The organism is Thiorhodococcus minor (genome assembly GCF_010820565.1).
In the GTDB taxonomy this organism is placed as follows: Bacteria; Pseudomonadota; Gammaproteobacteria; order Chromatiales; family Chromatiaceae; genus Thiorhodococcus; species Thiorhodococcus minor.
Genome location: NZ_JAAIJQ010000023.1, coordinates 1 through 26,478 on the forward strand (window position 1 = coordinate 1; position 26,478 = coordinate 26,478).

The following is a 26,478-nucleotide window of genomic DNA, read 5'->3' on the forward strand; positions in this document are numbered from 1 at the left end:
TTGTGCAGCCGAGTCTCGTGCTGGAGGCCCTTTAGAATTCTCATCGTTTTGTCAAAGATTTTGTCGATAAGGGACTAAGCGATGCCGCGGATGGCTCGCTCGAGGCAACCGGCTCGCTGGGAATTCCTTCGGCATCGACGGGCAAGTAGAAGAGACGACCCGGGGCGAAGAGCGCCCTGAAGATCTCCAGGATCTTGCCGACGGCCGCCTGCTCGCTCGCCGCCATCGAAATGCGGCTCAGGAGGTCCATCGCCATCGCGGTTGCCCGCGCCTGCCGCTGCGATAGCGCGATCAAGGCGGCGGAGGCACGCTGCTGGGCACGCAGCTGGGCTCTGTCGGCAATCCGCTCCAGATTCAACCGCAGATAGCCCAGCCCGATCGACTAGGTCGCGACCGGCCGCTCGAGACGCTCCGCAAGGGCGTCGAGCTTGATCTCCGCATGGGCATCACGCCCGGTGTCGAGCAGGACAAGCTCGGTCTTGGCATCGGCCAAGCGCTCGCCATTCACGCCAGGATTTCGAGGATCGCACTCGGGTGGCAGCGCCTGCCAATGGTCCAGCCAGCTCGGCGTGCAGAGATGGACACCACGCTTGAGCTGCGCCTCTACCCAGCTCGGGTCCTCGAGCATGTGGACGCACTCGCGCATGTGCGCGATCTCGACGTGCCGATCCAGCTCGCCCGCCACCGCCTCGACCTCGCTGCGCGCGTCGCCGAGCGCAGCGAGACAGTCACCCCCGAGCCAAACCGCGGGGGCATCGCCGGGGATGGCCGCAGTCCGCCGACGAACCTCTTCGCAAGAAACCGCCGGCTCACCGCAGCAGGCCTGGAAGCCATGGAGCTCGAGGTGCCGCAGACTGGGGGCTCCCTCGAGCGCGGCATGCACCTCCTTGATCCACTGCGCGCAGACGAACAGATACACCCTCGCGTCCTCGGCCGTCTCGACCACTGGATGCTCGTCCGTCACGCCGTGTCGATGGGATGATGACTTCGTCAAATAACTCGCTCCAGCAGAGCCAGCGGGGATCCTGCGCATGGCCTCGGCACGGAATCCCGATGCCGGGGCGCGGATACGAATGATTGGATAGGGATAGACGCGCCATCGCGGACGACATCGGCCCGCGGTCTTGTCGTCGCTTCAGACGCTCGCTCACCGGTCTTAGCATAGTGGCTCAAGCGCGCCGTTCTTGTGCGCCAATCAAAACAAAACCATGCGCCTGACAACAATGCGGCCAGATCCTGCGCCGACGGTCATAGCGCTCGCGCACCTCTGGCAGCATGTTTCCGAGGCGCGACAGCGAAGCTGTCGAGGACGACCCGGCAAAGCAGGCAGCGCCATCCTCTCCGAGAATAGCCGACGCGCGCAATCCGAGGAGTGCTTTGGATACAATGCGCCGGCGGTGGAGCCGAGCATCGACAGCGCACACCTGCCTGAGGCGACATCCACGGAAATGCCAAACAATGCATCAGTGCATCTGGAGGACAGCATGCAGAGACGTGACTTCCTGAGAACCGCAGGTGTCGGCGCGGTCGCCGCCGGCCTCTCCCTTCCGGCGAAGGCGCAAGGCCCCGCCATCAAATGGCGCATGGCCTCCAGCTTCCCGAAGAGCCTCGACACCATCTATGGCGGCGCCGAGACCCTGGCCAAGCGCGTCGCCGAGCTGACCGACGGGCGTTTCGAGATCCGCGTCTTCGCCGGCGGCGAGATCGTCCCGCCCTTCGGTGTCTTGGACGCCGTGCAGCAGAGCACCGTGGAGTGCGGCCACACCGCCTCCTACTACTACTTCGGCAAGAACAAGGCGCTGGCCCTGGAAACCACCTTCCCCTTCGGCCTCAACACCCGCCAGCTCACCGCCTGGGTGCTGCAAGGCGGCGGCATGGAGATGCTGCGCGAGATGTTCGCCGAGTACGGCATCCTCAATTTCCCCGGCGGCAGCACAGGCGCGCAGATGGGCGGCTGGTTCCGCAAGGAGATCAAGTCGCTCGACGACCTCCAGGGCCTCAAGATCCGCATCCCCGGCTTCGGCGCCGAGATCTTCTCGCGCCTCGGTGCCGTGCCGCAGTCACTGCCGGGCGGCGAGATCTACCCCTCCCTGGAGCGCGGCGCCATCGACGCCGCGGAGTGGACCGTCCCCTACGACGACGAGAAGCTCGGCTTCTACAAGGTCGCCAAGTATTACTACTACCCGGGCTGGTGGGAGCCGGGCACCCATCTGGTTTTCTACGTCAACAAGGAGCAGTGGGAGTCGCTGCCCCCGTCCTATCAAGCGGCCTTCGCGATTGCGGCCAACGACGCGCATCTGGAGATGCTGGCGGCCTATGACGCCAAGAACCCGCCCGCACTGCAGCGCCTCATGGCGGCGGGCGCCGAGCTGCGCCGCTTCCCGGACGACGTGCTCTTGAAGGCCTACCAGGTCGCCCAAGAGGTCTATGCGGAAGAAGCCGGCAAGAACCCGACCTTCAAGAAGCTCTACGACTCCATGACCGACTTCCAGAAGAGCTCGGACGTGTGGTGGGGCGTCGCCGAGTCATCGATGTCGAACTTCCGTCAGGCGGTTAGACGCATGAAGTAGGCGCCGACGTCGGTCCCAAAGCAACCGAGCCCTGGCCTGCACCGCACGCCAGGGCTTTTTTGCGCCGGCTCAAAGCCACCATTCCATCGGCGATAGGCCCCACTCGGCGCGAGACACCGCAAACAGATTTTCAGGTTGTGAGCCGAAGACATCCTGGCGCCTGCTTTGCCGCAAGGCACTGACAAGGGAGCCGCTCAGGGGAGACGACGATGGCGAAGCACGAAGATCAGGGTCCTCAGATCAAGAAGGACGCGCAGTACGAGGCGCTCAGAGGCCAAGGGATGCGTCAGGAGAAGGCGGCCCGGATCGCCAATGCCGATAGCAGGCAGGCCGGGCGGAAAGGCGGCAAGGCGCCGCCTTGCGAGGAATGGACCGAGGAAGCGCCCCAAGACAAGGCGCAAGAGATCGGGATCCAGGGTCGCTCGACCATGACCAAGGACGAGCTGATCGAGGCGCTACGCGGCCATTGAGGCAGCGTCACCGAGCAAGAATCCCCGCTTGCCGGGAAGCCAGCTCGGGGAGTGGCCGGTGGCAGACCGCGAGAGCGGTCGGCCACCAAGACATCTTGGAGCGTCAGAGCAGGAAGTAAGCGGCGGTTCCGACCGCACCGATCATCAGCAGGATTCCGATGGTCAGCCCCCAGATGGCGATCCGACGTGCCGAGACGACGGCCTCGGCCATGATCTCCAGCCGTTTGTCCGTTTCTTGGCGCAATCGCTCGCCAGCATGGCTGCGCTCGCGCACACGCTGATCGATGAGATGCTGGACCTCGCGGGTGTCGGGAGCTGCGCCCGTCTGCGGCGCACCCCGTGATAGCTCCCGCAGCTCGAGGACGTCTCTCGCTAAGGTGTTGACGCGCTCGGCGAGCGGTTTGAGATCGGCGCCCGCGCCCTTTCTCTGCAGCTCCTTGCCGACCGCGTCCAAGTGACCTGCCAGCTTACGCGACTGCTGCAAGCCCATCTCGGCGCGCTGAAGCGCCTCGTCCGCGCGTTTCGCGGTTTGATCCAGCAGACGCTGCAGCTCGCCGAGCTTGGCCTGGAGGCCGGAGGTATCCGCGGGCGGGGCTGCCGCCGGACGCGGCTTGGCAACTTGGGTCTCGCCGCTGGCCAGGGCGTCGGCTTGACCCATCATGGTCTGCATCTCGGACTCCAGGCCGGACGGGCGCTGTCGTTTGAAGGCATCGACCAGCTTGGGCATGGCCCCATGGCATCGCTGGATCAGCGCAATCATGGGCTCGCTGACCGGGATCTTGCCCTCGATCGCGCGGTTCAGCATGCTCTCGATCTTCCAGGCGAGCTCGCCGAGATCCAGGGCCTTGGCCATGCGGCCGCTGCCCTTGAGCGTATGGAAACCGCGGCGCACTTCTCCGAGTGCGGCCTTGTCCTTGGGGTTGGCCTTCAGGGCCTTCAGGTTCTGATCGATCTCTTGCAGGACCTCTTCGGCCTCTTCGACGAAGATCTCGATGATTTCCTGGTCGTCCGCGTCTAGGGTCATTGTCGACATGCCTCACGTCCCTCATGGAATCCAGTGCTGTGCCGGCACGCTTCCGGCGCCCAGCCGAGCCGAGGCAGGCACAGAGTCGGATGCGAATGCTCAACGGGACGGAGGGCTCAGGATCGGGCTGCGCACGACTCCGCCTTACCGCTACGCGCTTGCGCGGCCCGATTCTCGACCCTCCTCCACGCCATTGTCACCTTCATCGCCGCGCTTTTGCCCGAGGTTGTGAGCTGAGTCCCGGATTCAGGATAGGGAGTCTGCGCGCAAACGGCCCTCGCCCGGCGGTCCATCACCCGAGCAATCAGACCTACTGACCGAAATCCGCAGGCGGCGGGCCAAGGAGCCCATCGAACTCCGAGCTATCCAGCAGGCTCGAGCCGCCCTGAGGCTCAGGCACACTGATCTCGGTCGGCGTCTCGTTGATCGTCGGTCCGTCCAGCCCCCAGCTCACCAGCTCTGGGAAGGCGATGATGAGGAAGACCATGACCAGCTGGATGCCGAGGAAGGGCACCGCGCCCCAGTAGATATCCACTGTACGCACCTTGGCCGGCGCCACCGAGCGGAGATAGAAGAGCGCGAAGCCGAAGGGCGGGTGCATGAAGCTGGTCTGCATGTTCACGCCCATGAGCACCCCGAACCAGACCAGATCGATGCCGAGCTTGGCCGCGACCGGGGCCAGGAGCGGCAGGATGATGAAGGAGATCTCGAAGAAATCCAGGAAGAAGGCCAGGAAGAAGACCAGCAGGTTGACGAAGATGAGAAAGCCGATCACGCCGCCGGGGAGTCCGGTCAGCAGGTGCTCGACCCAGAGATCTCCATCGACACCCCTGAAGGTCAGGCTGAAGACGCTGGAGCCGATCAGGATGAAGATCACAAAGCTGGTGATGCGCGCCGTCGAGGTCATGGACTCCCGCAGCATGTCCAGATTGAGCCGCTTCTTCATGGCCGCCAGCAGCAGGGCGCCCACCGCGCCCATGGCGCCGCCCTCGGTCGGGGTCGCCCAGCCGATGAAGATGGTCCCGAGCACCAGAAAGATGAGCGCCAGCGGCGGAATGAGCGCGATGACGACGCGCCACAGCAGCTTCCGGCCATGGAGCGTACGCGCTTCCGGCGGCAGCGCAGGGGCGCTGTCCGGCTTCAAGATGGTCGTGCCGAAGACGAAGAGCGCGTAGAAGCCGGTGAGGAGCAGACCGGGAATGAGCGCCCCTTTGTACATATCGCCGACCGAGCGGCCCAGCACGTCGGCCATGACGATGAGCACCAACGAGGGCGGGACGATCTGCGCCAGGGTGCCGCTCGCGGCGATGACGCCGGTCGCCAGCCTGGGGTGATAGCCGTAGCGCAGCATGATCGGCAGCGAGATCAGCCCCATGGCGATGACCGAGGCCGCGACCACGCCGGTCGTCGCCGCCAGCAGCGCGCCGACGAAGACCACCGCATAGGCCAGACCGCCGCGCACGCCGCCGAAGATCTGCCCGACCGTGTCCAGCAGCTCCTCGGCCATGCCGCTGCGCTCGAGGATGAGGCCCATGAAGGTGAAGAAGGGCACCGCAAGCAGGATCTCGTTGCGCATGATGCCGAAGACACGGTCCGGCAGCGCCTGCAGCAGTGACGGCGTCAGCATGCCCAGCTCGATGCCGATCCAGCCGAACAGCATGCCCACGGCGGCGAGCGAGAAGGCGACCGGGTAGCCCAGCAGCAGGAAGAGCACCAGCGCCGTGAACATCACGGGCGCCATGTTGGCGATCAGCCAGGCCTCCACTTCAGTGTCCTCCCTGAGCGGCCGGCAGCGGCCGCCGACCGGTCAGCGCGCCGAAGCCCTTGATGACCTCGGACAGGCCCTGCAGCGCGAGCAGGGTGAATCCGACCGGAATGGCGAGCTTCATCGGCCACCAGATCAGCCCCCCCGGATTGTAGGAGGCCTCGTTCTGGTGGAAGGAGATGAGAAAGTAGTCCCAGGCGTCGACGATGACGAGCACGCAGACGGGAAGCAGAAAGAGCAGGCCGCCGAGGATGTCGATCCCGACGCGCACGCGCGGCGGCAAACGATTGTGGAGGATGTCCACCCGAACGTGGCCACGCTCCAGCAGCGTCCAGGGCGCGCAGAACAGGAAGACCAGCCCGAACATGAACCACTGGCCCTCGATCATGGCGTTGGAGCCCCAGTCGAGCGTGTAGCGCAGGGTGGCGGTGAGCGCGCTCAGCAGCACGCTTCCCAGGACCAGCCACATCGCCGCCTGACCGATGCGGCGATTGAGCGTATCGATGAAATCCGAGAGACGTAGCAGCGCGTCCATCCTCAGTCGGCTCCGGAGCTTGAGATAGCCGGCAACACTAGCAGAGGCGGCAGGACGAACCAAGGGAGAGGCGGCGCTTGCGGGTCAGCGCGAGACTGCCGGAAAGCAAGCACTCCTCGCCCTTACGAGCAGCGGCGGCGGGCGATACGGATGGAAGGTGCGCCGAGCCGGCGGCGGCCCGGAGCGATCAGTCGCCCAGGACCCCGGGCTGGCGCGCAGAGACCTCAGGCTCGCTGGGCGGCTCCGGAATCTCGGCCTCCGCCAGCAGGAGGTCCGACCAGGCGGGCAGTGAATCCTCGCCGCGCGGGATGAGGCTGTAGAAAACGATGCGCCCCGTCGCTCGCGGCGTTTCACAGCTTGGCGCAGTCTCGAGCTCAGGCTGGACCAGACACTGCGGCCCGGAGGGAGCCAGAAAGATATCCCGTCCCATTGGCGGAAGCCCAAGCATGGCCAAGGTCACCGGGTCCAAGAGACCATGGGTCTGGCGCAAGCCGCTGCGCAGCTGGAAGCGGTCGAGCGCCCCGCGGGTCAGCTTGCCGGCGATGCCATCGAAGTGCAGGCGCTTGCTCGGCCGTCTCCCGCGCGTTTGGGTCTGCAGCCCCTCCTCGGCCAGGGCCTCCTGCAGGGCGGCGATGTGTGGCTTCGAGGCGCGGCGATGCGACTTCAACAGCCGCTTGATCCCCATGAGGTCCAAGGCATCGGCCATCGCCGCCTCTTGGCTGCGCTGAAGGGCCGCATAGCGGGCGACGCGCCAGTCATACATCTCGAGCGCGACGCGCTCGGCCGGCATCAGCCGATCGACGAGCGCCGGGGCATCGGGGTCGTCCTTACCGACCAGCTCGCGGAAGGCGTGCAAGGCCTCGCGGACCTCTGGACGATCCGTGTCGAAGTCCGCGACATCGGACGACAAGAGCCCCAAGTGCCTTAGGGCCGACACAACGGATGGCGGTAAGGTCGCCAAGGGCAGATCCTCGCCCTGGCGAATCAGCTCGGCAAGACGCTCCTTGTAGGTCCGCGTCTCCATGGCATCGAGCGGCCCAGTAATCAGCTTCTCCGGCACCAGCAGACTGCCACTGATCTCATGGCGCAGCTCGGCGGTCTCCACGCGCTTGTCGCCGTCGAGCGTCCAGCCAGGCATGTCGCCGCCCTTCAGCGCGAAGCCCACGCCATACTTCGCGCGCACCATGGCCGGCTGCCGCTTGGCCTGAACCCGCTTGGTGAGCGCACTCATGAACTCGGCCCAGGTGTAGGGATCCGTCTTGGCACTGCCGTCGCGGTAGAACATTCCCGCATTTCCGGTAACCACAGGCGAGTCGGCGGGAAGGCCCCACTGGGACGAGACCCGAGGCGAGGTCACCACGTCGGGACTCGACCAGACCGCCGAGCCTGTCGGTGGACGCGAGGACGGACGATAGACGGCCGACGCGTCCAAGCTGGGGGCCTTGCCAACCAGGCCATGCCGCTGCAGCTCCGAGCTGAGGCCGTACCTGGCCGAGATTCGCGGCAGCGTGGCGAAACCTCCGGCGGTGGCGGAGGAATCCGCCGCTGCGATCGACGCGGAGCGCAAGATACGGCGCGCACGCAAAACTGCGCGACGCTCGTCGGCCGTCGCCGCGATCGCCGGCCGCTTAGACCCCGCGGGAGCCGATGGCAGAGACTGCTTCACGCACAAGGTATGCCGGGCCTCGCCGCGGGCCAGCGCCAGGATCTCCCTGCCGCGCCTGGCACCGAGAAAGTGGAACAGGTAGTCCTCCTCGGGTGTCTTGGCGCCCGACTCGACGCTCAGATAGTGCTTGGCGAAGGCCAGAACCGTGAAGTTGTGCCGCAGCAGTTGAAGCTCTACATCGTCACGGTCGCGCACCCCGTCGACGGTCTCCCGAATGATCGCGCGCACCCGCGCATCGCTGAACGGCCCGGCGCCGAGATCCAGTGCCGCCCTCCCCGAGCCCTCGTCTGCCGAGCTCGCCGCCAGCAGGTCTGCGCCGTACTTCCTGATGATCAGGTGAAAGGTCGAGGGAATGAACTGCCAGACGCCGGTTGCCGAGCCCAAGCTGCCATTACCAAGCGTGGGGCGGACGAAATCGTTCCAGGTCTTGGCGCTCTCGAACTCCCCGGTCGCCAACGCCTGCCCTAGGCTCGCGCCGGTCCGCTCGGACACCTCCAGCAGCAGGAGCATCTGCTCGGGAGAGATATCCTGGGTGGAATCGTAATTGCTCGCCTGGCGGGCGGCCATGGCGCGGTAGTCGGCAAGGGCCAGGGCTTGGGCCGTCGGCTCCGAGGCGGGGGCGTCGACGTCCGCCGGATCTCCCGCGGCGGAAGCGGATCCGAGACCCAACGCCAACAGCAGCGCGACCGAGCCGCCGAGCGGCGATCTTCCCTGCTTCTGTTTGCGCACCATTGATCTACCCGTTGCTGACTGGTGAGAGAAAGGCGAGACGCTGGCCTCTCGCAGATGGTGATGCCGTCTGGCGAATCAATCCAGGTGAACAGTATGCGCAGGCTCAACGCAGAGCAGTCGCGTCGGCAGCATCGGCGCACACATGGGAAATCCGCTGGGCGCGTGACAAGACAGCCAGAGGTATGGATCGCCGGACAGGGCGCATGGGCCACCAATGTCCGACCGAAACGGCTGAGCGTGCAAGCCGAAAGCGAGTGAGAAGCGTAGTCCTTTCAAAACTCGACTGCAGCGAAGCAGACGCGCGGCCTGCGTCCTGCCCTCATGCGGACGCTTGCCGTACTCGCGTGAAATGCCCCGGTGAATCCGTGTTTTACCCCAAATATTTCTGCCTTGAGTCAGGAAAGCTGCACAAAGGCATCCCTCCCGTCCTTTTTCCAATAGCCTCCCCGCTGTTTCGATCACAGAAGCTGCGAGAGGTTTGATGAGATGTCGAAGTCCGTTCTTTTGACGGGTCTGGTATGGGGCGCCGGATCCCTGGCTGCCTATGCCGAAGAGGCGACAACCCTGCTGCCGGAGATCGAGGTCGTTCGCGAGCCGCTTGAGGTCGAATCACCCTTGACCTTTTCAGCCTCGCTCGACGCCCTGGATATCAGCACGCCGGCCGACGCAGGGGATCTGCTGCGCCGCCTGCCAGGGATCGACGGCTCGCGCATGGGAGGTCACGGCATCGACCCCATCATCCGCGGCCAGAAGCATCGTCAGCTCAACATCCTCATGGACGGTGCCTATGCCTTCGGCGGCTGCCCGAATCGCATGGACCCGCCGACGACCCTGCTGGATCTGGACAGCTATGACAGCCTGACCGTCATCAAGGGCGCACAGACCGTCCGCTATGGCGCGGGCGGCAGCGGCGGGACCGTTATCTTCGAGCGCAAGACGCCGCGCTTTGCCGAGGCCGAGTCGGCGCGCGCGCGCTTCACAGGCGGCCTGACCAGCAACGCCGATACCCAGTCGGCCAGCGCCGACATCGCCATCGGCAATCCGCTCGGCTTCGCACGCGCCCTTGGCAGCTACCGCAGCGCCGACGACTATGAGGACGGCAGCGGCAACACCGTCCGCAGCGCCTACAACACCGAGTCGGCCGGCATCATCCTGGGCTACACCCCGAGCGACGCCACGCGGGTCGAGCTGAGCTACGACGCCACCCACGACTGGGACCTGCTCTTCGCCGGGGCCGGCATGGACTCGCCCTATAGCAACACCAATCAGTGGCGCCTGAAGCTGGACCAAGAGGTCGCGATGGGCGCGCTGCAGCGTCTCAGCGGCGAGCTCTACAGCGTCAACGTCGACCACCTCATGGACAACTATTCGCTGCGCCCGCTCACGGCCATGTTCAAGATGCGGGTGCCGACGGAGTCCAACTCGGCGGGTGGGCGCATCGTCGCGGACCTGAGCACGCGCGGGACCGATTGGACCCTCGGGCTGGACTATCTGAACGTCACTCGGGATGCGACACGCTACTGGAGCTACAAGTCCTCCAGCGTGAACGTCCCGCAATCCTACATGTGGCCGGACGTCGAGCAGGGCGATCTCGGGCTCTTTGCGGAGGCGGAGCAGGGGATTGGGGCACATGGCCGGATCAAGGGCGGGCTGCGCTATGACCATGTCGAGTCCAGCGTCTCGGACGTGCGGGCCAACAAGGCGCCGACCGGTCCCGCCTGGGTGATGTCGGCCAATCAGCTTTACCGGACCTACTATGGCAAGACCGCCAAGGACGCGACCGAGGACAACCTCGGCGGCTTCCTCAGCTACGGACATGACCTGGGCAACGACCTGGAGCTGACCGCCGGCGTCAGCCGGACCCTGCGCACGGCGGATGCGACCGAGCGCTACCTGGCGTCCAACGGCAATCCGGCCTCCATGCGCTGGGTCGGCAACCCGGATCTCGATCCCGAGCAGCACCACCAGCTCGACCTGACGCTGGCGAAGACAGGCGCGGCCTGGCGGACGGACCTCGCCCTCTTCTACGACCGCGTGACCGACTACATCCTCCGCGACCGCGCCCATGGGCAGTCCGGCATCCTGCGGAGCGACAACGCGACCATCTATCGCAACGTCGATGCCGAGCTGACGGGTGGCGAATGGAGCGGCGAGATCGAATTCGCCCAGCATTGGCAGGCGGGCGCGTCACTGGCGTACGTCTATGCCCAGAACCGCACCGACGGGCGCGCCATCGCCCAGATCCCGCCCCTGAGCGGCATCCTCAAGCTGGACTATCGGCAGGACCTCTGGGCGGCCGGCGCCCAGGTCACCTGGGCGAACACCCAGGATCGTGTCGACGACGACCCCATGACCGGCAGCGGCCTGGACGTCGGCGAGACCGCGGGCTGGTGGGTGCTGGATCTCTATGGACAGGTCAAGCTCGGCAGACAGGGCGAGCTACGGCTGGGCGTCGACAACGTCTTCGACCGCACCTACGCCTACCACGTCAACCGCGCCAACGTCGACCCCTTCAACCCGCAGGCGGTGCAGGTCAATGAGCCGGGCCGCACGGTCTGGGCGCGGGCGTCGGTCGCGTTCTGAGTCCATCGCCACGCGACGCTGGAGCGTCGCCGAGGTGCTCCCACGCTGGGGCGTGGGAGCCAGAGGAATCGGCGCACGGGAGACGTCGGGCGGACAAGCGCAGCGCAGTCCGCCAGCACCGGAGCAAGGCTCGGTGGACTTCGCTCTGGAGACTGTGAGAGTAATCCAAGCGCACCGCGAAGATCGCAGATTGGTGTAGGTTGGGCCGACGCAGGGGGCCAACAATCAAAGCGTTAGGCTAGCCGCCATGTTGGGCTTCGTACCTCAGCCCAACCTGCGCAGAATTTCTTCACAGTCTCCCTGGCTCGTCCACCCTACAGACGCATCCTTCGCGCCTTTGCGGTTCAAGTCACCGAACGAAGGCTCAAGCGAAGGCCGCGGCCCGCTCGACCAGGGCATCCAGGCCAGGCTCCTCCGGGTCCCAGGGCTTGCCTGGGTGGATGCACTTGGCGGGGCAGATCTCGGCGGCCTCGACCAGTTGGGCGTAGGTCCCCTTGTTGAGGTCGCCCAAGAGCGCTTGCTTATCCTCGTTGTAAACGAATAGCTGTGAATTGATCCTCGGACAGTCGTTGCAGCTGGTGCAGAGCGGCGTGTCGATCCAGGGCTCGTCGAAGCCGAGGTCTGGCGCGGCGTCTTCGGCCGGCTGCTCCGACTGGCTCTCTTCGGGCTGGCTCGCGACGGTCGCATCGACGGTCTCGATCGCAGCGACCGGCTCCGCGCGACGCCCGCCGGGAAGGATGTTTCCGACCGCCGCGTTGAAGTCCAGCCCCATCAGGGTGTCGGTCAGCCGCTGCATGGCCTCCCCGGCCGCGCGCTCGCGCACCCGCTCGACCTCGGCGGCATGCTCGGCCTCCAGCTGCGTGCGCTCCTCGGCCGCCCGTTGGCGCTCTTCGGCCTGGGTGCGCTCGATGGCCAGCTCGACGTAGCGGTTCCTCACCCCTGCCAGCTCTTGCAGGCTGTGCCAGAAATTGAGCCGGTCGCGACAGGCGACGATGAGCTCGCGCGAGACCAGGACCCGGTGCAGGATGGCGTTGCCGTCGACGGCCCAGAGATAGGGCAGCCGCTGATTGGCCTCGTCGAGCGGAAGCGAGAGGTAGTCGGAGACAGGGACGAGCGAATCCGAGTCGCAGCCCGGCGGGATGAGGCGGAAGTGCTCCCTCAGCCGCGGGACCAGCATGGCGTAGTCGGCAAAGGTGAAGGCCAGGTCGAGCGTCGCCTCCGTGCCGTTCTCGTCGCGAAAGCTGAAGGGGTGGACCGGCCAATCGCTGTCCTCTTGGGGATTGCCGTCGAAGGAGACCCGATTGGCCGCGAAGTCCCCGGCGGCCGGATTGACGCGGAAGAAGGGATGGGCGCGGCCCTCGATCCCCGCCCCGGCGACCAGCCAGGCGTTGAGCTGCAGCAGATTGCTGTCGGGCCGCATCCCTGTGTTGATGAGGTGCAGACTGGTGTGGGTCGCGTCCAAGGCCTCCAGATAGCCTTGAATCAAGTTCTGGTGACGGGCCGCGGAGGATTGGTTGACCACGGCCTGCCGGTGGGCGATCCCGAGATAGCCGAGCTCCGTTCGATAGGACTGGAAGGGATCCTCGTCCGGCAAGGCGCCAGGGTTGTTGCTCGGCTGGATGCGCACCAGGATCTGCGCCGGCCTGCCGGAGCTCAGTAGCCGGGACAGCGAGCGCAGGCCCTCGCCCGCGACTCGACTGGCATCTTCCAGGGCAATGACGCAGGGAACGAGCAAGAGCTCCTCGTGGGAAAAGGCCTCCCAGCCGAAGGTCGCGAACCAGGGGTCGTGGATGGTCGGATCATAGATCGACCCGATCTCCAGCTCGGCGATGCGCACCGCGGCGAAGACCTGGGCGAGCTTGGCGGCCTCTTCGTCGAAGAGTGCGGTCGCGCGCCCGCTGGGATCCGGGTCGACCAGATCACGCACATCCTCGCTCGCGCGCATCCAGTCCGCATCGATGGCACCGAGGTGGACGAAACGCACGAGAACGGGATCCGGCCGCCAGCTCTCCAGCACCTCCAAGGCCTGCTCGATGCGGGCGCGGCGCTCGGGCGACATCTTGCGCGTCCCGCGCCCATAGTCCATGACCTCTGAGAGGGCATCCGGATCGAAGCGGCCGCCGCCGGGCCCCACGCTATCGCGCGCGCGCCTGGGCTCGATCGACTCGACCGACTTGCCCCACTCCACCTCGAACAGGGATTTCAATCCACGAATGCAGGCGTCGACCCGTGCCTGGAAGCCTGCCCGGCGCGGGACCACGCGGCTGCGGATCGCATGGATGAGCAGATGCAGCGCGGGATAGCGCCCATAGCCCATCACCTCGGCCTCGCCAGCCGCCGCGGCCAGCCGCTCCAGGTTCTGGGCGAGCGCGTCACGATGCGTCTGGTCGAGCCCCAGGTGCTGCTGCAGCGCGAGACCCGCGGCATTGAGCACAGGCACGGCGAGCAAGGGGCCTTCGTGATCCCTCAGCGTGGTGCGCAAATGGTGCTCGAGCCAGGGCAGGTGATCCCTGAGAATGCGGGCCGACTGCGCCTCGGGTCCGAAGCCCTGGACGGTCTCGCTCAACCATTGCGCGAGGCTCTGCGCCAGCTCCGAGGCCGGCTGCGAGCCATCGCCCTCGGCGGGTGGGAACAGAATGAGCGGATAGTCGTAGCGCAGCCGATTTGCGTCCCGGAAGGGATCCAGCAAGGCGGGCAGCCAGTCATCTCCGAGCGGCTCGAGCGCCGCGCGCCCACCAGGGTCGCCGAGGTGAAAGTGCCGCAAGGTGAACATCAGTTCGCGCGTCGCCTTGGCGTCCTTGACGGCAATCGGCAAAGCGGGCACTCGCTCCCCTTCTGCAGCGGGAAACTGGGATTCGTAGTTCTTTTCCGTGGTCATAGTTCTAAGGCATCTGGAGCGATGGACCTGAGGTCTTGTGAAGCGACGTGCGCGGTCACGGCGCGCCAGCCGACCAAACGAGGGGCTAGGTTACAATGAAAGCGTGACGCGCACCGCGCTGAGGCTATGCTCAGCACATTCGTGGATCGGCCGGAGATGAACATGTCCTCGCAACGACTGATCGAGCATTACAGCGTCGCCGACTATGAGATCTGGGAGGGCGACTGGGAATTGATTCATGGGATGCCGCTTGCCATGACGCCATCACCGGGAATCGAGCATCAACGCGCCAGTGGCGCGATCTACGCACAACTGAGCCAGCTCCTCGACAACTGCCCAGAATGCGAGCCCCTTTACGAGATCGATGTCGAGCTTGCGGAGGACACCGTCGTTCGCCCGGACATCCTCATCACTTGCGATTCGCCGGAAGGAGCGCGCCTAACTCAGGCACCCGAGCTGATCGTCGAGGTCATCTCGAGGAAGACAGCCAGACGCGACGAGCACACCAAGCTTCAACTCTATGCCGAGGAAGGCGTCGCTCACTACGTCTTGGTCTACCCTGAGCTCAAGAAGGCCAAGGTCTACCGGCTCGTCGACGGCGCCTATCGCAAGGTCGGCGACTTCCAGGGCGAGACCCACGCCTTCGCGCTGTCCAAGTGCATCATCCCCTTCGATTTCGGCCGCATCTGGAAACGACGCTAGAGGCGTCGATCTCCGAACAGCCCTAACAGGCCCAGGCATTTCCCTTAGAGACCAGGGATGTCAATCGGCTCGCGCAACTTCAACGGCCCCACAACTGCATAGCCGTCGGCGCCGGGAGCCCTGAGCCTGGTCGGCTTCGAGTCGGTCAGACTCACGAGCCAAACCCCATCACGCACCTCCAGTATTGGGCGCGGTGCAAATGCGCAACGCCACCCGCTCAAACGCCCACTGACCACTGACCACTGACCACTGACCACTGACGCAAAGTCTAAATCGTCAACCGATCCAGCACAGTCTCCAGCCCCGCCAGCCGTTGCTCCGGCGTAAAGTCCGTCCCCTGGCTCGACATATCCTCGTAACAGGGCGCAGCCGGGTTGTGATAGAGCAGCCCGAGCGGGATGCGGCTCTCGTCCAGGGCGACCTGGAAGGCCCGCCCGAGATCCGAGGGATCATGCTCCGTCCGCTCCGGGAACTGCCGCAGCGCGCTGTCGTCCACCGCGAGGCCCTTCTCGTGCTGTAGCAGCAGGAAGCGCGAGGGGTCGCTCTGCAGCTCCTTCACCACCTTGTCCGAATAGACCGGGCAGCGCTGGATGATGCGCACGAAGCTGGTACCGCGGTGCCGATAGGCCGCCTTCAGCGTCTCGAACAGCAGCGGCGGATTCCAGTCCACGACCTGGGCGACGAAGGAAACATTGGTGATCCCCAGCGTGACGGTCAGGGGATTGTGCGGGGCGATGATGGCGCCGGTCGGATGGGTGTTGGTCTTGAAGCCCACCGGCGTGGTTGGCGAGGTCTGCGCCTTGGTCAGGCCATAGATGGCGTTGTCGAAGACCATCACGACCATGTTCATGTTGTAGCGGAGCGCGTGGAGCCAGTGACCGGCGCCGATCGAGAAGCAGTCACCGTCACCCGTCGCCACCCAGACGTCCAGATCGGGACGCCGCGACTTGACGCCACAGGCGACCGGCAGCGCGCGTCCGTGCAGACCGTGAAAACCATAGGTGCCCATGTAGTGCGGCATGCGGCTGGAGCAGCCGATGCCAGAGACGCAGACGGACAGCTCCGGCTTCTGCTGCTCGTCGCGCAGCACGCGGTGGGCGGCGCTGAGCACGGCATGGTCGCCACAGCCCGGACACCAGCGGGCCTCGCCGCCGGCATAGTCGCCGATGGTGAAGTAACGGTCGAAGACCTCGGTTGACCAATCGGCCTTGAGTCCAAACATCAAGCGTCTCCTCCGTCTTGGATGGCGGCCAGCCGCTCGCGGATCACCCCATGGATCATCCCCGGCTGGAGCGGATGTCCATAGACCACGGACCAGCAGTCGACGTCGACCAGGGTCTGCCCGCGCAGCAGCATGGCGAGCTGGGCATAGCGGCGGGTCTCGTCGGTGATGAGCGGCGCCTTGAGGTCGTCGCTATAGTTGATCTCGACGGTCATGACGCGACGGAAGCGCGCGAAGATCTCCTTGAGACCGGGCTCCAGCGGCGCAAGGAAGCGCAGGTGCACGCAGGACACCGCCAGCCCCTCCGCCCGTGCCCGGTCGACGGCCTCCTCGATCGCCCCCAGCGTCGAGCCCCAGCCGACCAGCAGCAGATCGCCGTCTTCGTCGCCATGCACCGTCGGCGGGTTGAGCGTGCTCGCCAGCGCCGACAGCTTGCGGCTGCGCATCTCTGAGCTGAGCTGATTGGAGTCCGAATCGTAGGCGACCCTGCTGTGCGTAGTGTGCGCCAGGCCGGTCAGGATGTACTGACCGCCCGGCATGCCTGGGATCGGCCGCGGCGAGAGCCCGGTGCGTGCGTCCCAGTCGTAGGGCGGCACGTCCTCGCTCCACTCGGACTGGTCGACCGGCGGCGCCAGCCACTCCGCGCTGGGCTCGGGGCGGGGATAGGGCTGCACACCTGTCGCCAGGTTGGCATCCGTCAGCAGCACCACGGGTGTGCGGAAGGTCTCCGCGAGGCGTCGTGCCATGATGACGAAGTGCAGACACTCCTCGATGGTCGCCGCGGCCAGCACCACCTTGGGTGCGTCGCCAGGCTCGCCGTAGAGCACGGCGAGCAGATCGCCCTGCTCGACCTTGGTCGGCAGCCCCGTGGACGGCCCGCCACGCTGGACGTCGACCAGGACCAGGGGCACCTCGGCCATGACGGCGAGCGCCAGCATCTCGGTTTTGAGGGCCAGCCCCGGACCCGAGGTGATGGTGCAAGCCGTCTTGCCCGCGTAGGAGGCGCCGATGGCGAAGCCAATGGCCGCGATCTCATCCTCCGCCTGGTGCACGAAGCCGCCGACCTGATGGTAGACGTCCGCCAGATAATGCGAGGCCGAGGTCGCCGGGGTGATGGGATACATGGAGACCAGCTCCATCCCCGAGGCCATGACGCCCAGCGCGACCGCCTGATTGCCATTGGTCACGATGAAGCGCTTCCCGGCCAGCGCCTCCTCCGGCTGCGGCGGCACGGCGTAGCGGAAATCGAGCTGCTCGGCGGCAAAGGCATGGCCGGCCTCGAACAAGCGATGATTCAGGCCGATGACCTCGGCGCCTTTACGCTTGAAGGCGATGGCGATCTCGCCCTTGGCGCGATCCAGGTCGCGCGAGTAGAGATAGCAGAGCATGCCGAGCACGAACATATTCTTGCCGCGCCTGGGATTCTCGGTAATGGCGAGACAGGCCTTCTCGATCGGCAGCTCATGGACGTCCAGCCCGTTCTCGCGGAACTCCGCGACGGCCTTGGCGTACTGCTCTCGGATCTCGGGCACCGGGTCGTCGCGCCACTTGTCCTCCAGCAGGACCCGCGTGCCCCTGTGATAGGCGCCGTTGGCGATGCGCGAATAGAGCACCTGCTCGTTGAAGGCGACGACCAGGTCGGCCTCGTCGCCCATGTTGGTGACGGTGTGCGAAGCGAAGCGAATGCGGATGCCGCTGGCACCGGCCGGCGAGCGCGCCGGCGGCTGGATCTCGGCGGGGATGATCTCGACCGTCCAGACGCCGTTGCCCATCTTGGCGCCGACGGTCCCGAAGGTCTGGCCGCACTTCTGCGCACCCTCGCCCGAATCGCTGACGATCTCGACGATGTGCTCTTTGAGGATCTTGGCCTCGCGCCCTGCGCTGGCATGCGCCTTGGACACAGCGGCCTCTGATGTGGCTGTGCTCACTCGAAACTTCCTGCCCCGGCCAAGCCGGAGTCGCTAGAGGTTACGACCACCGTCCCAACGGCGCCGCCGTCGGGCAGGGGTCGAGGAAAGACCTGTGATGGATGGCTCCGAAGCAGGCAGGCCCGCCGCAACCGCGGCGCGCGAACAGGATCGACAGCGTCAATAGACACCCCGAGGCGGCGTCCGCGAGCCTGGCGAAGGACATCGGATTCGAGCCCACATGGCCAGCCCCCGCTCGATCATGGAATTGTCAGCCCCTTTCTCTATCCCAGACGCCGCGCCTCGCGCAACCCCCTCGAGCGCCAGGAAAATCCTCCTCTTGACCTAGCTCATGCCCGAGCGTTGCCGATCGGGCAAATGAGGGCCTGGGGCTCCAATCGCGTCATTGGCTATATTGAATATTGATTTCTTTTAGGGAAGTATAAGCGCCCCAAGGCGCTCAGAGAAGCGCCGCACGCCCGAAGCCGACCGCCGCGACAGATGGCAGGCGGCTCGAGAGGACAATCCGATCAACCCTGCGCTGGGCTCCCCACGCGCCGCGACCGCTGCAGCCAAGCCATGCTGACCTATGACATCCTGATCGTCGGATCCGGAGGTGCGGGGCTCTACGCGGCCCTGGAATCCCGGCTCGAAGAGGACCTGCACGTCGCCGTCCTCACCAAGGTCTATCCGACCCGCTCGCATACGGGTGCGGCCCAGGGCGGCGTCAATGCCGCGCTCGGCAACCGCGACCCGAGCGACACCTGGGAGGAGCACTGGTTCGACACCGTCAAGGGGTCGGACTATCTCGCCGACCAGGACGCCGCCGAGCTCATGTGCCGCGAGGCACCGGACGTGGTCCGCGAGCTGGAGCACTGGGGCGCCGCCTTCTATCGCACCACGGACGGGCGCATCGCCCAACGCCCCTTCGGCGGGGCCTCCAAGCCGCGCGCCTGCTATGCCGCGGACAAGGTCGGCCACATCATGCTGCACACCCTCTACGAGCAGGGGCTGCGGCACGGCGTCGACTACTTCAACGAGTGGGTCACGCTCGATCTGATCCACGACGGTCAGCGCTGCATGGGCGTGAACGCCTACAGCCTACGCACCGGCCGGCTGCACACCATCCAGGCCAAGGCGGTCATCCTTGCGACCGGCGGGCACGGGCGCATCTACTGGACGCGCACCTCCAACGCCTACGGCAACACGGGAGACGGCTCGGCCATCGCCTATCGGGCCGGCCTGCCGCTCAAGGACATGGAGTTCATCCAATTCCACCCCACTGGCCTGCGCCGCAGCGGCATCCTGGTCACCGAGGGCGCGCGCGGCGAAGGCGGTCATCTGCTCAACGGACTCGGCGAGCGCTTCATGGAGCGCTATGCCCCGGACAAGATGGAGCTGGGACCGCGCGACCTGGTCTCGCGCGCCATCGAGACCGAGGTCCGCGAGGGCCGCGGCGGCCCGGACGACGAGGCCTTCCTGGACCTGACACACCTCGGGCGCGAGCGCATCCTGGAGCGCCTGCCCCAGATCCGTCAGCTCTGCATCGATTTCGAGGGCGTCGACCCGATCGAAGAGCCCATCCCGATCAAGCCCACGGCGCACTACTCCATGGGCGGCGTGCACACGGACATCAACGGCTGCACCCCGATCGATGGGGTCTATGCCGCCGGCGAGACCGCCTGCGTTTCCGTCCACGGCGCCAACCGCCTGGGCGGCAACTCGCTGCTGGACATCCTCGTCTTCGGGCGCCGCGCCGGCCGCCACGCGGTCGAGTACGCCCGCCGCACCAAGCTGGGCGCCATGCCCCGGGGTGCCTTTGAGGAGGCCGAGACCTGCCTCAAAGAGCTGATGGAGGGAGACGGCAAAGAGACGGTCGCCGGCATCCGCCGCGAGCTCGGCCGAGTCATGTCCGAGAAGGCCGGCATCTACCGTCACGCCTCAGGCCTGGACGCCGCCCTCGCCGACCTGGAGATGCTCAAGGACCGCTACCGCAAGCTCATGGTCGGAGACCGCAGCGCCGTCTTCAACACCGAGATGCTCGCCGCGCTCGAGCTGCGCAACATGCTGACGCTCGCCGAGACCGTCACGCTGGGCGCCCTCGCCCGCAACGAATCCCGCGGCGCCCACTATCGCGAGGATCACGCCACGCGCGACGACGAGCATTGGCTAAAGCACACGGTCGCCGTGCAGGGCCCGGGCGATCACTCGACGCTGAGCTTCGAGCCGGTGAGCATTACCCGGTTCCAGCCGGAGGCCAGAACCTACTAGATTCCTTGAGGGGCCGAAACCCTTGCAGATGAGTCAGGTTGTTGTGCCGCGGCAATCCTCATGGCTCGTCGGCTTGAGGCGAAGCCTCGCTAGATCATTGAGGCCGCGGGCCGCCGCGCACGGCTCGCCGAATGAGCCCGTCCAGATCTTCGGCGTCATCGGAGAAGATCGCGATCCCGATGCTGAGGCCCACGCGCTACGTCCTAATCGCCCATGACCAAGGGTGCCGCGATGACCTCGATCAGGTCGCGAGCGACAATCTCGACATCCGCGATGCGCTCGAGCGCGCCGAGGACGGCAATCAGCTCATCGCCGCCGAAACCCGCCGCCATGTCCGCGCCGCACAGGCGATGCCCGAGCCGCTTGCCGATCTCCCCGAGCATCAGGTCGCCAGTCTCGTGTCCGAGCGAGTCGTTGATCCTAGAAAGCCCTGCATCTGAGACAGGGCGAGCGCCAGCGCCATGAGCAGAAGAGCGATCAGGACGAAGAAACCGACCGCGAGCAAGCGCCCGGACCACACCTGCTTGCAGGGCGCGCCCACCAAGAGAGCGACACCGCCGATCGGACCAAGATGACGCCCGCCCCCTCCGCACACCTAGCGGGGTGGCCGATTCGATGCGTCGACCCAGGGCGCTCGGACCCGAGAGCGGCGAAAACCCAAAACGAGACTAAGCATGGGCCGCAGATTCCTGGCGGGGGCTCGCAGATTCCGACGGGCACGCCAACCACGCGGATACCGCCTCGCCCGACGCCGGCCGCCCCAGAAAGTAGCCTTGCACCAAGCCGCAACCGCGATCGCGCAGAAACGCAAGCTGACGCTGGTTCTCGACGCCCTCGGCAACCAGAGCCAGATTCAGGCTGCGGGCGATCCCGATGATCGCCTCGACCAGCGACACGTCGTCACTGCTGTCGGGCAAGCCCTGCACGAATGAGCGATCGATCTTCAGCTCGTCCACGGGAAAGCGTTTGAGGTAGCCGAGGGAGGAGTAGCCCGTGCCAAAATCGTCGACGGCGAGCCGCACGCCCAAATCCCGGAGCGCTTGGAGCCGCCCGCAGGATTCGGCGCGGCCGTCGAGCATCAGCCCCTCGGTGATCTCCAGTATGAGACTGGCCGGGCGGACGCCACTGGCCACGAGGATGGATTCAACATCCGCCGCGCAGAGCCCGAGCTCGAGCTGACGCGCCGAGACATTGACCGCCACGCACAAATCCGAACAGCCCATCCCCTGCCAGACCCGCAGCTGGCGGCAGGCGGTCTCGAGCACCCAGCGGCCGAGCGGCTCGATCAGACCTGTTTCCTCGGCCAACGGGATGAAGCGCGCGGGTGACACCATGCCGTGCCGAGGATGGCACCACCGGACCAGCGCCTCATAGGCGACCGGGCGGCGGGTCAGGACATCGGCCACCGGCTGGTATTCGAGGATCAGCTCTTGCCGCTCGAGGGCGCGCCGCAGCTCCTGCTCGAGCTCGGCCTTCGCACGGATCGAGCGCTGCATCCCCACGGTGAAGAACTGGTAACGTCTGCGCCCCGCCTCCTTGGCGCCCGTCAACGCCATGTCGGCATGCAGCAGCATGGCATCGGCACTCTCGGCATCCGCCGGATAGAGGGCGATACCAATGCTGGCGCCCACGAAGACCTCTCGATCTGCCAAATGGAAAGGCCGACCGACCTGATCGATGATCTTGTCGGCGACCGCGGCAACCTCCTCGCCGCCCGCCACCTCGGGAAGCAGGATCACGAAGGTGTCCCCGCCGAAACGCGCCAAGGTGTCGGCCTGCCGGGTGCAGGCATCGAGCCGTCCGGCCGCCTTCTGCAACAAGAGATCACCGCTCACGTGCCCAAGGTTCTCGTTGACCGACTTAAAGCGATCGAGGCCGATGAAGAGCACGGCCAGGGAGCGCCGCTCGCGCTGCGCGGTCGCAATGGCCAGCTCCAAGCGGTCCTGCAGCAGCGCGCGGTTCGGCAGGCCGGTCAAGGCGTCGTGGTGCGCCTGGTAGCGGATCTGCTGCTCGTCGTTCATGCGCTGCGTCATGTCCGAGAAGATGGCGACGAGCTCCATCAGCTGTCCGCGGTCGTCCTTGATGGCCACGATCGATAGCCAGGCGGGAAAGACACTGCCGTCCTTGCGTCGGTCCCAGATCTCGCCCGACCAGTCGCCACGAGACAGCAGCCGCTGCCAAAGCCTGGTAGAAGCGCGCGTCGTGCCGGCCCGAGCTGAGAATCCTCGGGTCTTTCCCCAGCACTTCCTCGGGCGCGTAGCCGGTGATCTGCGAGAAGGCCGGGTTCACCGTCTTGATGCGTTTGTCCGCGTCCGTGACCATGATCCCCTCCGCGGTCGTCTCGAACACAGTGGCATTCGTGCGCAGCTGCTCCTCGGCCCGCTTGCGCGCGGTGATGTCTTCCTTAACGGCGACGAAGTGCGTCACGCACCCGGTCTCGTCGCGCAAGGGCGAGATGGTCGCCGACTCCCAGAAGATCTGGCCGTCCTTGCGCCGATTGTGAAACTGGCCGCGCCATTCGCGGCCGGCGCGAAGGGTCTCCCACAGCGCGCGGTAGTCGTCGGGAGACTTGTCCCCCGATTTCAGGAAGCCGGGATTGCGTCCGAGGACTTCTGCGGAGCAGTAGCCCGTCACCTCCTCGAATCGCGGATTGACATACTCGATGCGGCCCAGGGTATCGGTGATGATCACCGAGGCAGGGCTCTGCTCGAGCGCCAAGGACAGCTTGCGCAGCTCCATCTCGCGACACTTGGATTCGGTGATGTCGAAGCGCACGCACGCCATGCCGCCCTCCGCAGTCATCGAGTCGCTCGCCAAGTACCAGCGACCATCGTCGAGATGCTCGAGGTAGGTCTGGCTGGTCGCGGAAGCGTCCGTGGCACCAGCCGCGGGCAATCGTCGAATGCGCTCGCGGGTCTCGCGCTCCAGTTGCGCATGGGCGGCGCGAGGCTGGAGGGCGTCTGCCAGCCACGGGTAGAAAGCGGCGAAGCGCCGGTTGCTCAGCAGCAGCCGCCCTTCCGCGTCGAAGAGCGCGAAGGCCTCGCCCAGGCTCTCCACGGCATCCCGGAGGCGATTGCGCTCGCACACCGACTGGATGCGTGCCCGCTCCAGATGGCGCAGCACCAGCGCCAAGCCCAGCAGCAACGTCAGCGTCAACCCGGCTAGGACGATGCTGAATTGCTCCCCGCCATGGGTTACACCCAACTGATACCGCGTGTAGAGCGTCTGCAGTCGCTCGAAACGCTCGCCGCTCGGCACGGCGAGGAAGGCGTCGCGGAGACGCCGCAGCTCGAGGAGCCCGGCGAGATTGGCGCGCATGTGCGTCACGATGTTTCGCAGCATGGCCGCGTCTGGCCCCCGCTCGACGAGCCTATCCTCCAGATCCGAGAGGTCCTCGCGAATCGCCCGCTCATCGCCTTGAGTCGGGAAGAGATTGAGCAGGTACAGCCGATTCAGGAGCCTGGAGGCCGACCCGGCGATCTCGGCGCCGCTGGCCGCGAGCTCCTCGACCGCCAAGGGGAGATAGCTCAGGCCGTTGCGCAGCAGCGCGGCCTGCAGCTTGATGCGCTCGATGAGCGCCCGCTTGCGATCCAGGCTGCGCCAGTAAGCATCGATGGCCTCGTCGATCAGATCGGTGGTGGTGCCGTAGCGTCCCGCACCGGGATCCCGGAAGTCGTGCTCCAAAGACGCCAGCTTGTCGTCGACCTCGGTCAATGGGTCGTATTGCGCCAACAGGAAGGCCGCGACGCGCAGGGTATCCCGATCGAGCCGGGCCTCCAGCTCCTTGACGGCGAGCAGGTCCCGCGTCCAGCCGGAGTGCGCGTCCTCGTCGAGCACTTGGGTGCCCGCGAACAGCATGAGCACGATCAGAATCGCCAGAGCCAGCGGCAAAACTGAGAGCGAGCGGCCGAACCGCTTCATCGACCCGGCCTCGGACGCTCGCCGACGAGGGTCGCGAGAAACGCCTCGATGGCCCTGACATGCGCGCGCGAAATGGAGCGCCCGAGCTGATAGCGCGCCATCAGCCGGATCGCATCGGCGAGCGTTTCCGCGCTTCCATCATGGAAATAGGGCGCGTTGTGGACGGCCAGACGGAGACTGGGAACCTTGAACAAGTGGCGATCCTCGGCAAGGCCGGTCACGCCGAAACGCCCGAGATCGGCTTGAGTGACCTCGCCGCCACGATCGGCGAAATAGGCGCCCATCAGCCCCATTCGGCCGTACATGTTGCCACCCACATTGGCCCCTTGGTGGCAGCTGACGCAGCCATATGACTTGAACAGGCGGTAGCCCTCCAGCTCGGCTTCCGTCAAGGCGGCGTCGTCCCCCTCGAGCCAACGGTCGAAACGCGAGCCTGGCGTGGCGAGGGTGCGCAAGAAGGCCGCGATCGCGCCCGAGACCATTGCCGGCGTGATACCTTGCTCGCTCACCTCGTCGAAATCCGCCACCAGCCGCTCGTCGGATCCCAAGCGCGCCAGCAGCTCTGGCCAGCGCCCCCCCCCAACGAGGCGGGGCTCTCGATCGCCAGCGCCACCATGGAATCCAGCGTGGACGCCAGCCCGCCCCAGCCTTGCACGAAGCTCAGCCCGCTATTGTAGACCGTGGGCGTCTTCAGGCTCCCCTGGGCCGCGTCGACGCCGATCGGATGCGCCAGACCATCGGCGCCATAATGCGACAAGTCGTGGCAGGAGGCGCAGCTCAGCGACCCATCCCGAGACAATCGGGCATCCGCGAACAGCCGCGCACCAAGGTCGACCAAGCGCGTGTCGAGGGTCGGCGGCTCGGGAATCGGAAGGATGGGCTCCATGCGCGCACCGGCGCCGAGCGCTTGGGCCGACATTCCGGCAAACAGCAGCCATAGGAGAAGGACAGGAGCGACTTCCGACAGTCGAGCCCCACTCGTCAGGCGCAGTTCCGCGGGCTCCGCGCGCCGTGGCCCGCGGGCGCCCTTGGAGGGCAAGCACGCGAATGTGGGGGCAAGGTCGGCGGTCGGGGTCGGGGTCGGGGTCGGGGTCGGGGTCGGCACGGAGCGATCGGCCAACCTCAACCGAGCCTTCTGTGATTCAAGGGATAAAGACGGCACCATCTGTTGCAATCTTGATTATTGCATTTCCAGGCGGGAGTATACACTACACACACAGGGGCAATCGCATCAAAATATTAGCGATTACTACTGGATAATATCGATAGGGTCGGTAAGTTTCGTCGCCCGTATTTGCTGATGATGTGCTGCCGCCGATGCCTGAGATGACCCTGGACCGCTCGCTGATGACGCATTTTGCCCCGCTGGAGGATCCGCGCTGCGCGCTCAAGCGGCGTCACAAGCTGCTCGACATGATCGTGATTACCATCGCCGGCACCCTCTGCGGGGCCGATGGCTGGGTGCAAATCGCCGAGCTTGGGCGCGCGAGACGGGCCTGGCTGAGCCAGTTTCTGGAGCTGCCGGACGGGATCCCCGCCCACGATACCTTTGGACGGGTGTTCAGTCTGCTGCAGCCCGAGGCGTTCGAGGCGTGCTTTCGCGACTGGGTCGAGGCGATCCGGGAGGTCATTCCGGGTGAGATCATTGCCATCGATGGCAAGACGCTGCGCCGCTCGCATGCACGCGGCCAGGGATTGGCGGCGCTGCATCTGGTCAGCGCCTGAGCGACGGCCAATCGGGTGGTGCTCGGACAAGTGGCGACGGATGCGAAGTCCAATGGGATCACGGCCATCCCGCAGGTGCTGGAGCTGCTGCACCTGAGCGGGTGCATTGTCACCATCGATGCCATGGGCTGTCAGAGTGCGATCGCCGCGCAGATTGTGGCGCAGGGAGGTGACGATGTCTTGGCACTCAAGGGCAACCAGAGCACCTTGGCCGCCGAGGTCGAGGAGGCCTTCATCGAGGCCGATGCGCGTGAGTATGCGGATGTCGAGTCCCAGTTTCTGGAGACCACCGAGCAGGGGCATGGACGGCGTGAGATCCGTCGCTACCGCACCCTCGGCGACCTCTCGGGCGTGCCGCGCAGCGCCCTGTGGGAGGCCATGAGCATGATCGGGATGGTGGAGTCCGAGCGCACGATCAATGGCAAGACCACGCGCGAGACGCGCTTCTATATCGGCAGCATCGGCACCGATGTCGAAACCTTCGCGCGGGCGGTGCGTGGACACTAG

Annotated in this window: 18 protein-coding genes and 1 pseudogene; 6 read left to right on the forward strand and 13 right to left on the reverse strand. The window is 66.0% G+C overall.

Annotated features, from left to right (window positions below; genetic code table 11):
- Window positions 1–382 precede the first annotated feature (382 nt).
- Window positions 383–994 carry a hypothetical protein gene (locus G3446_RS09615; protein WP_164452619.1) on the reverse strand — a complete coding sequence of 204 codons (612 nt, stop codon included), beginning with the start codon at window positions 992–994 and terminating at the stop codon, window positions 383–385.
- Window positions 995–1,484: 490 nt separating this feature from the next.
- On the opposite strand from G3446_RS09615, the gene G3446_RS09620 reads away from it, so the two are divergent.
- Together G3446_RS09620 and G3446_RS09625 are read left to right on the forward strand one after the other, a co-directional pair.
- Window positions 1,485–2,570, forward strand: a complete 1,086-nt coding sequence (locus tag G3446_RS09620) for a TRAP transporter substrate-binding protein (protein ID WP_164452620.1) — start codon at window positions 1,485–1,487, stop codon at window positions 2,568–2,570.
- 209 nt (window positions 2,571–2,779) lie between these two features.
- The gene (locus G3446_RS09625) at window positions 2,780–3,040 is read left to right on the forward strand and encodes a DUF7218 family protein (protein ID WP_164452621.1); all 261 of its coding nucleotides are present in this window, start codon (window positions 2,780–2,782) and stop codon (window positions 3,038–3,040) included.
- Window positions 3,041–3,143: 103 nt separating this feature from the next.
- Here the strand turns inward: G3446_RS09625 and G3446_RS09630 are convergent, their stop codons facing one another.
- From G3446_RS09630 to G3446_RS09645, 4 genes are all read right to left on the reverse strand, one after another.
- Window positions 3,144–4,073, reverse strand: a complete 930-nt coding sequence (locus G3446_RS09630) for an Hpt domain-containing protein (protein WP_164452622.1) — start codon at window positions 4,071–4,073, stop codon at window positions 3,144–3,146.
- Between the two features lie 301 nt (window positions 4,074–4,374).
- Window positions 4,375–5,829, reverse strand: a complete 1,455-nt coding sequence (locus tag G3446_RS09635) for a TRAP transporter large permease (protein WP_342450079.1) — start codon at window positions 5,827–5,829, stop codon at window positions 4,375–4,377.
- A gap of 1 nt (window position 5,830) precedes the next feature.
- Entirely contained in the window at window positions 5,831–6,364 is a 534-nt protein-coding gene (locus G3446_RS09640; protein ID WP_164452623.1) for a TRAP transporter small permease subunit, read from the reverse strand.
- 187 nt (window positions 6,365–6,551) lie between these two features.
- A complete protein-coding gene (locus G3446_RS09645) occupies window positions 6,552–8,762 on the reverse strand; it encodes a peptidoglycan-binding domain-containing protein (protein ID WP_164452624.1) in 2,211 nt (736 codons plus the stop codon).
- A gap of 486 nt (window positions 8,763–9,248) precedes the next feature.
- On the opposite strand from G3446_RS09645, the gene G3446_RS09650 reads away from it, so the two are divergent.
- Window positions 9,249–11,345 (forward strand): TonB-dependent copper receptor, encoded by a 2,097-nt coding sequence (locus G3446_RS09650; protein WP_164452625.1) that lies wholly within the window; start codon window positions 9,249–9,251, stop codon window positions 11,343–11,345.
- Between the two features lie 364 nt (window positions 11,346–11,709).
- Here G3446_RS09650 and G3446_RS09655 read toward each other — a convergent pair whose 3' ends face one another.
- Window positions 11,710–14,223 (reverse strand): ferredoxin, encoded by a 2,514-nt coding sequence (locus G3446_RS09655; protein ID WP_164452626.1) that lies wholly within the window; start codon window positions 14,221–14,223, stop codon window positions 11,710–11,712.
- A 162-nt stretch (window positions 14,224–14,385) separates the two neighbouring features.
- On the opposite strand from G3446_RS09655, the gene G3446_RS09660 reads away from it, so the two are divergent.
- On the forward strand, window positions 14,386–14,925 hold the full coding sequence (locus G3446_RS09660) for a Uma2 family endonuclease (protein WP_164452627.1): 540 nt from the start codon (window positions 14,386–14,388) through the stop codon (window positions 14,923–14,925).
- Window positions 14,926–15,193: 268 nt separating this feature from the next.
- Here G3446_RS09660 and G3446_RS09665 read toward each other — a convergent pair whose 3' ends face one another.
- Complete coding sequence (locus G3446_RS09665; protein ID WP_164452628.1) at window positions 15,194–16,147, reverse strand: thiamine pyrophosphate-dependent enzyme; 954 nt, start codon at window positions 16,145–16,147, stop codon at window positions 15,194–15,196.
- Window positions 16,147–18,075: a 2-oxoacid:acceptor oxidoreductase subunit alpha gene (locus G3446_RS09670; RefSeq protein ID WP_164452629.1), complete on the reverse strand. Its 1,929-nt coding sequence runs from the start codon at window positions 18,073–18,075 to the stop codon at window positions 16,147–16,149. Before G3446_RS09670 ends, G3446_RS09665 begins: the two co-directional genes overlap by 1 nt.
- Before the next feature lie 558 nt (window positions 18,076–18,633).
- Between G3446_RS09670 and G3446_RS09675 the strand changes: the two genes are divergently transcribed.
- Window positions 18,634–20,325: an FAD-binding protein gene (locus G3446_RS09675; RefSeq protein WP_164452630.1), complete on the forward strand. Its 1,692-nt coding sequence runs from the start codon at window positions 18,634–18,636 to the stop codon at window positions 20,323–20,325.
- A gap of 203 nt (window positions 20,326–20,528) precedes the next feature.
- Here G3446_RS09675 and G3446_RS28660 read toward each other — a convergent pair whose 3' ends face one another.
- The 5 genes from G3446_RS28660 to G3446_RS28670 all read right to left on the reverse strand — a co-directional run bounded on the left by G3446_RS28660 (window position 20,529) and on the right by G3446_RS28670 (window position 25,165).
- Window positions 20,529–20,918: a diguanylate cyclase gene (locus G3446_RS28660; protein ID WP_342450080.1), complete on the reverse strand. Its 390-nt coding sequence runs from the start codon at window positions 20,916–20,918 to the stop codon at window positions 20,529–20,531.
- Between the two features lie 75 nt (window positions 20,919–20,993).
- Window positions 20,994–22,301 (reverse strand): putative bifunctional diguanylate cyclase/phosphodiesterase, encoded by a 1,308-nt coding sequence (locus G3446_RS09685; RefSeq protein ID WP_245232411.1) that lies wholly within the window; start codon window positions 22,299–22,301, stop codon window positions 20,994–20,996.
- A complete protein-coding gene (locus tag G3446_RS28000) occupies window positions 22,186–24,246 on the reverse strand; it encodes a PAS domain S-box protein (protein WP_164452633.1) in 2,061 nt (686 codons plus the stop codon). The genes G3446_RS09685 and G3446_RS28000 overlap by 116 nt, the downstream gene beginning before the upstream one ends.
- Entirely contained in the window at window positions 24,243–24,773 is a 531-nt protein-coding gene (locus G3446_RS28665) for a cytochrome-c peroxidase (RefSeq protein WP_342450081.1), read from the reverse strand. Before G3446_RS28665 ends, G3446_RS28000 begins: the two co-directional genes overlap by 4 nt.
- Window positions 24,752–25,165 carry a cytochrome-c peroxidase gene (locus G3446_RS28670; RefSeq protein WP_164452635.1) on the reverse strand — a complete coding sequence of 138 codons (414 nt, stop codon included), beginning with the start codon at window positions 25,163–25,165 and terminating at the stop codon, window positions 24,752–24,754. The genes G3446_RS28665 and G3446_RS28670 overlap by 22 nt, the downstream gene beginning before the upstream one ends.
- Before the next feature lie 428 nt (window positions 25,166–25,593).
- On the opposite strand from G3446_RS28670, the pseudogene G3446_RS28010 reads away from it, so the two are divergent.
- Window positions 25,594–26,478, forward strand: a pseudogene (locus tag G3446_RS28010) (ISAs1 family transposase).

Excerpts from the sequence above, each read along its gene's own strand:
- G3446_RS09640 (WP_164452623.1), bottom strand. The coding sequence starts at position 6,364 with ATGGACGCGCTGCTACGTCTCTCGGATTTCATCGATACGCTCAATCGC.
- G3446_RS09675 (WP_164452630.1), top strand. The coding sequence starts at position 18,634 with ATGCTGACCTATGACATCCTGATCGTCGGATCCGGAGGTGCGGGGCTC.
- G3446_RS09660 (WP_164452627.1), top strand. The coding sequence starts at position 14,386 with ATGTCCTCGCAACGACTGATCGAGCATTACAGCGTCGCCGACTATGAG.
- G3446_RS09645 (WP_164452624.1), bottom strand. The coding sequence starts at position 8,762 with ATGGTGCGCAAACAGAAGCAGGGAAGATCGCCGCTCGGCGGCTCGGTC.
- G3446_RS09630 (WP_164452622.1), bottom strand. The coding sequence starts at position 4,073 with ATGTCGACAATGACCCTAGACGCGGACGACCAGGAAATCATCGAGATC.
- G3446_RS28000 (WP_164452633.1), bottom strand. The coding sequence starts at position 24,246 with ATGAAGCGGTTCGGCCGCTCGCTCTCAGTTTTGCCGCTGGCTCTGGCG.
- G3446_RS09655 (WP_164452626.1), bottom strand. The coding sequence starts at position 14,223 with ATGACCACGGAAAAGAACTACGAATCCCAGTTTCCCGCTGCAGAAGGG.
- G3446_RS09620 (WP_164452620.1), top strand. The coding sequence starts at position 1,485 with ATGCAGAGACGTGACTTCCTGAGAACCGCAGGTGTCGGCGCGGTCGCC.
- G3446_RS28670 (WP_164452635.1), bottom strand. The coding sequence starts at position 25,165 with ATGTCGGCCCAAGCGCTCGGCGCCGGTGCGCGCATGGAGCCCATCCTT.
- G3446_RS09650 (WP_164452625.1), top strand. The coding sequence starts at position 9,249 with ATGTCGAAGTCCGTTCTTTTGACGGGTCTGGTATGGGGCGCCGGATCC.
- G3446_RS09665 (WP_164452628.1), bottom strand. The coding sequence starts at position 16,147 with ATGTTTGGACTCAAGGCCGATTGGTCAACCGAGGTCTTCGACCGTTAC.
- G3446_RS09625 (WP_164452621.1), top strand. The coding sequence starts at position 2,780 with ATGGCGAAGCACGAAGATCAGGGTCCTCAGATCAAGAAGGACGCGCAG.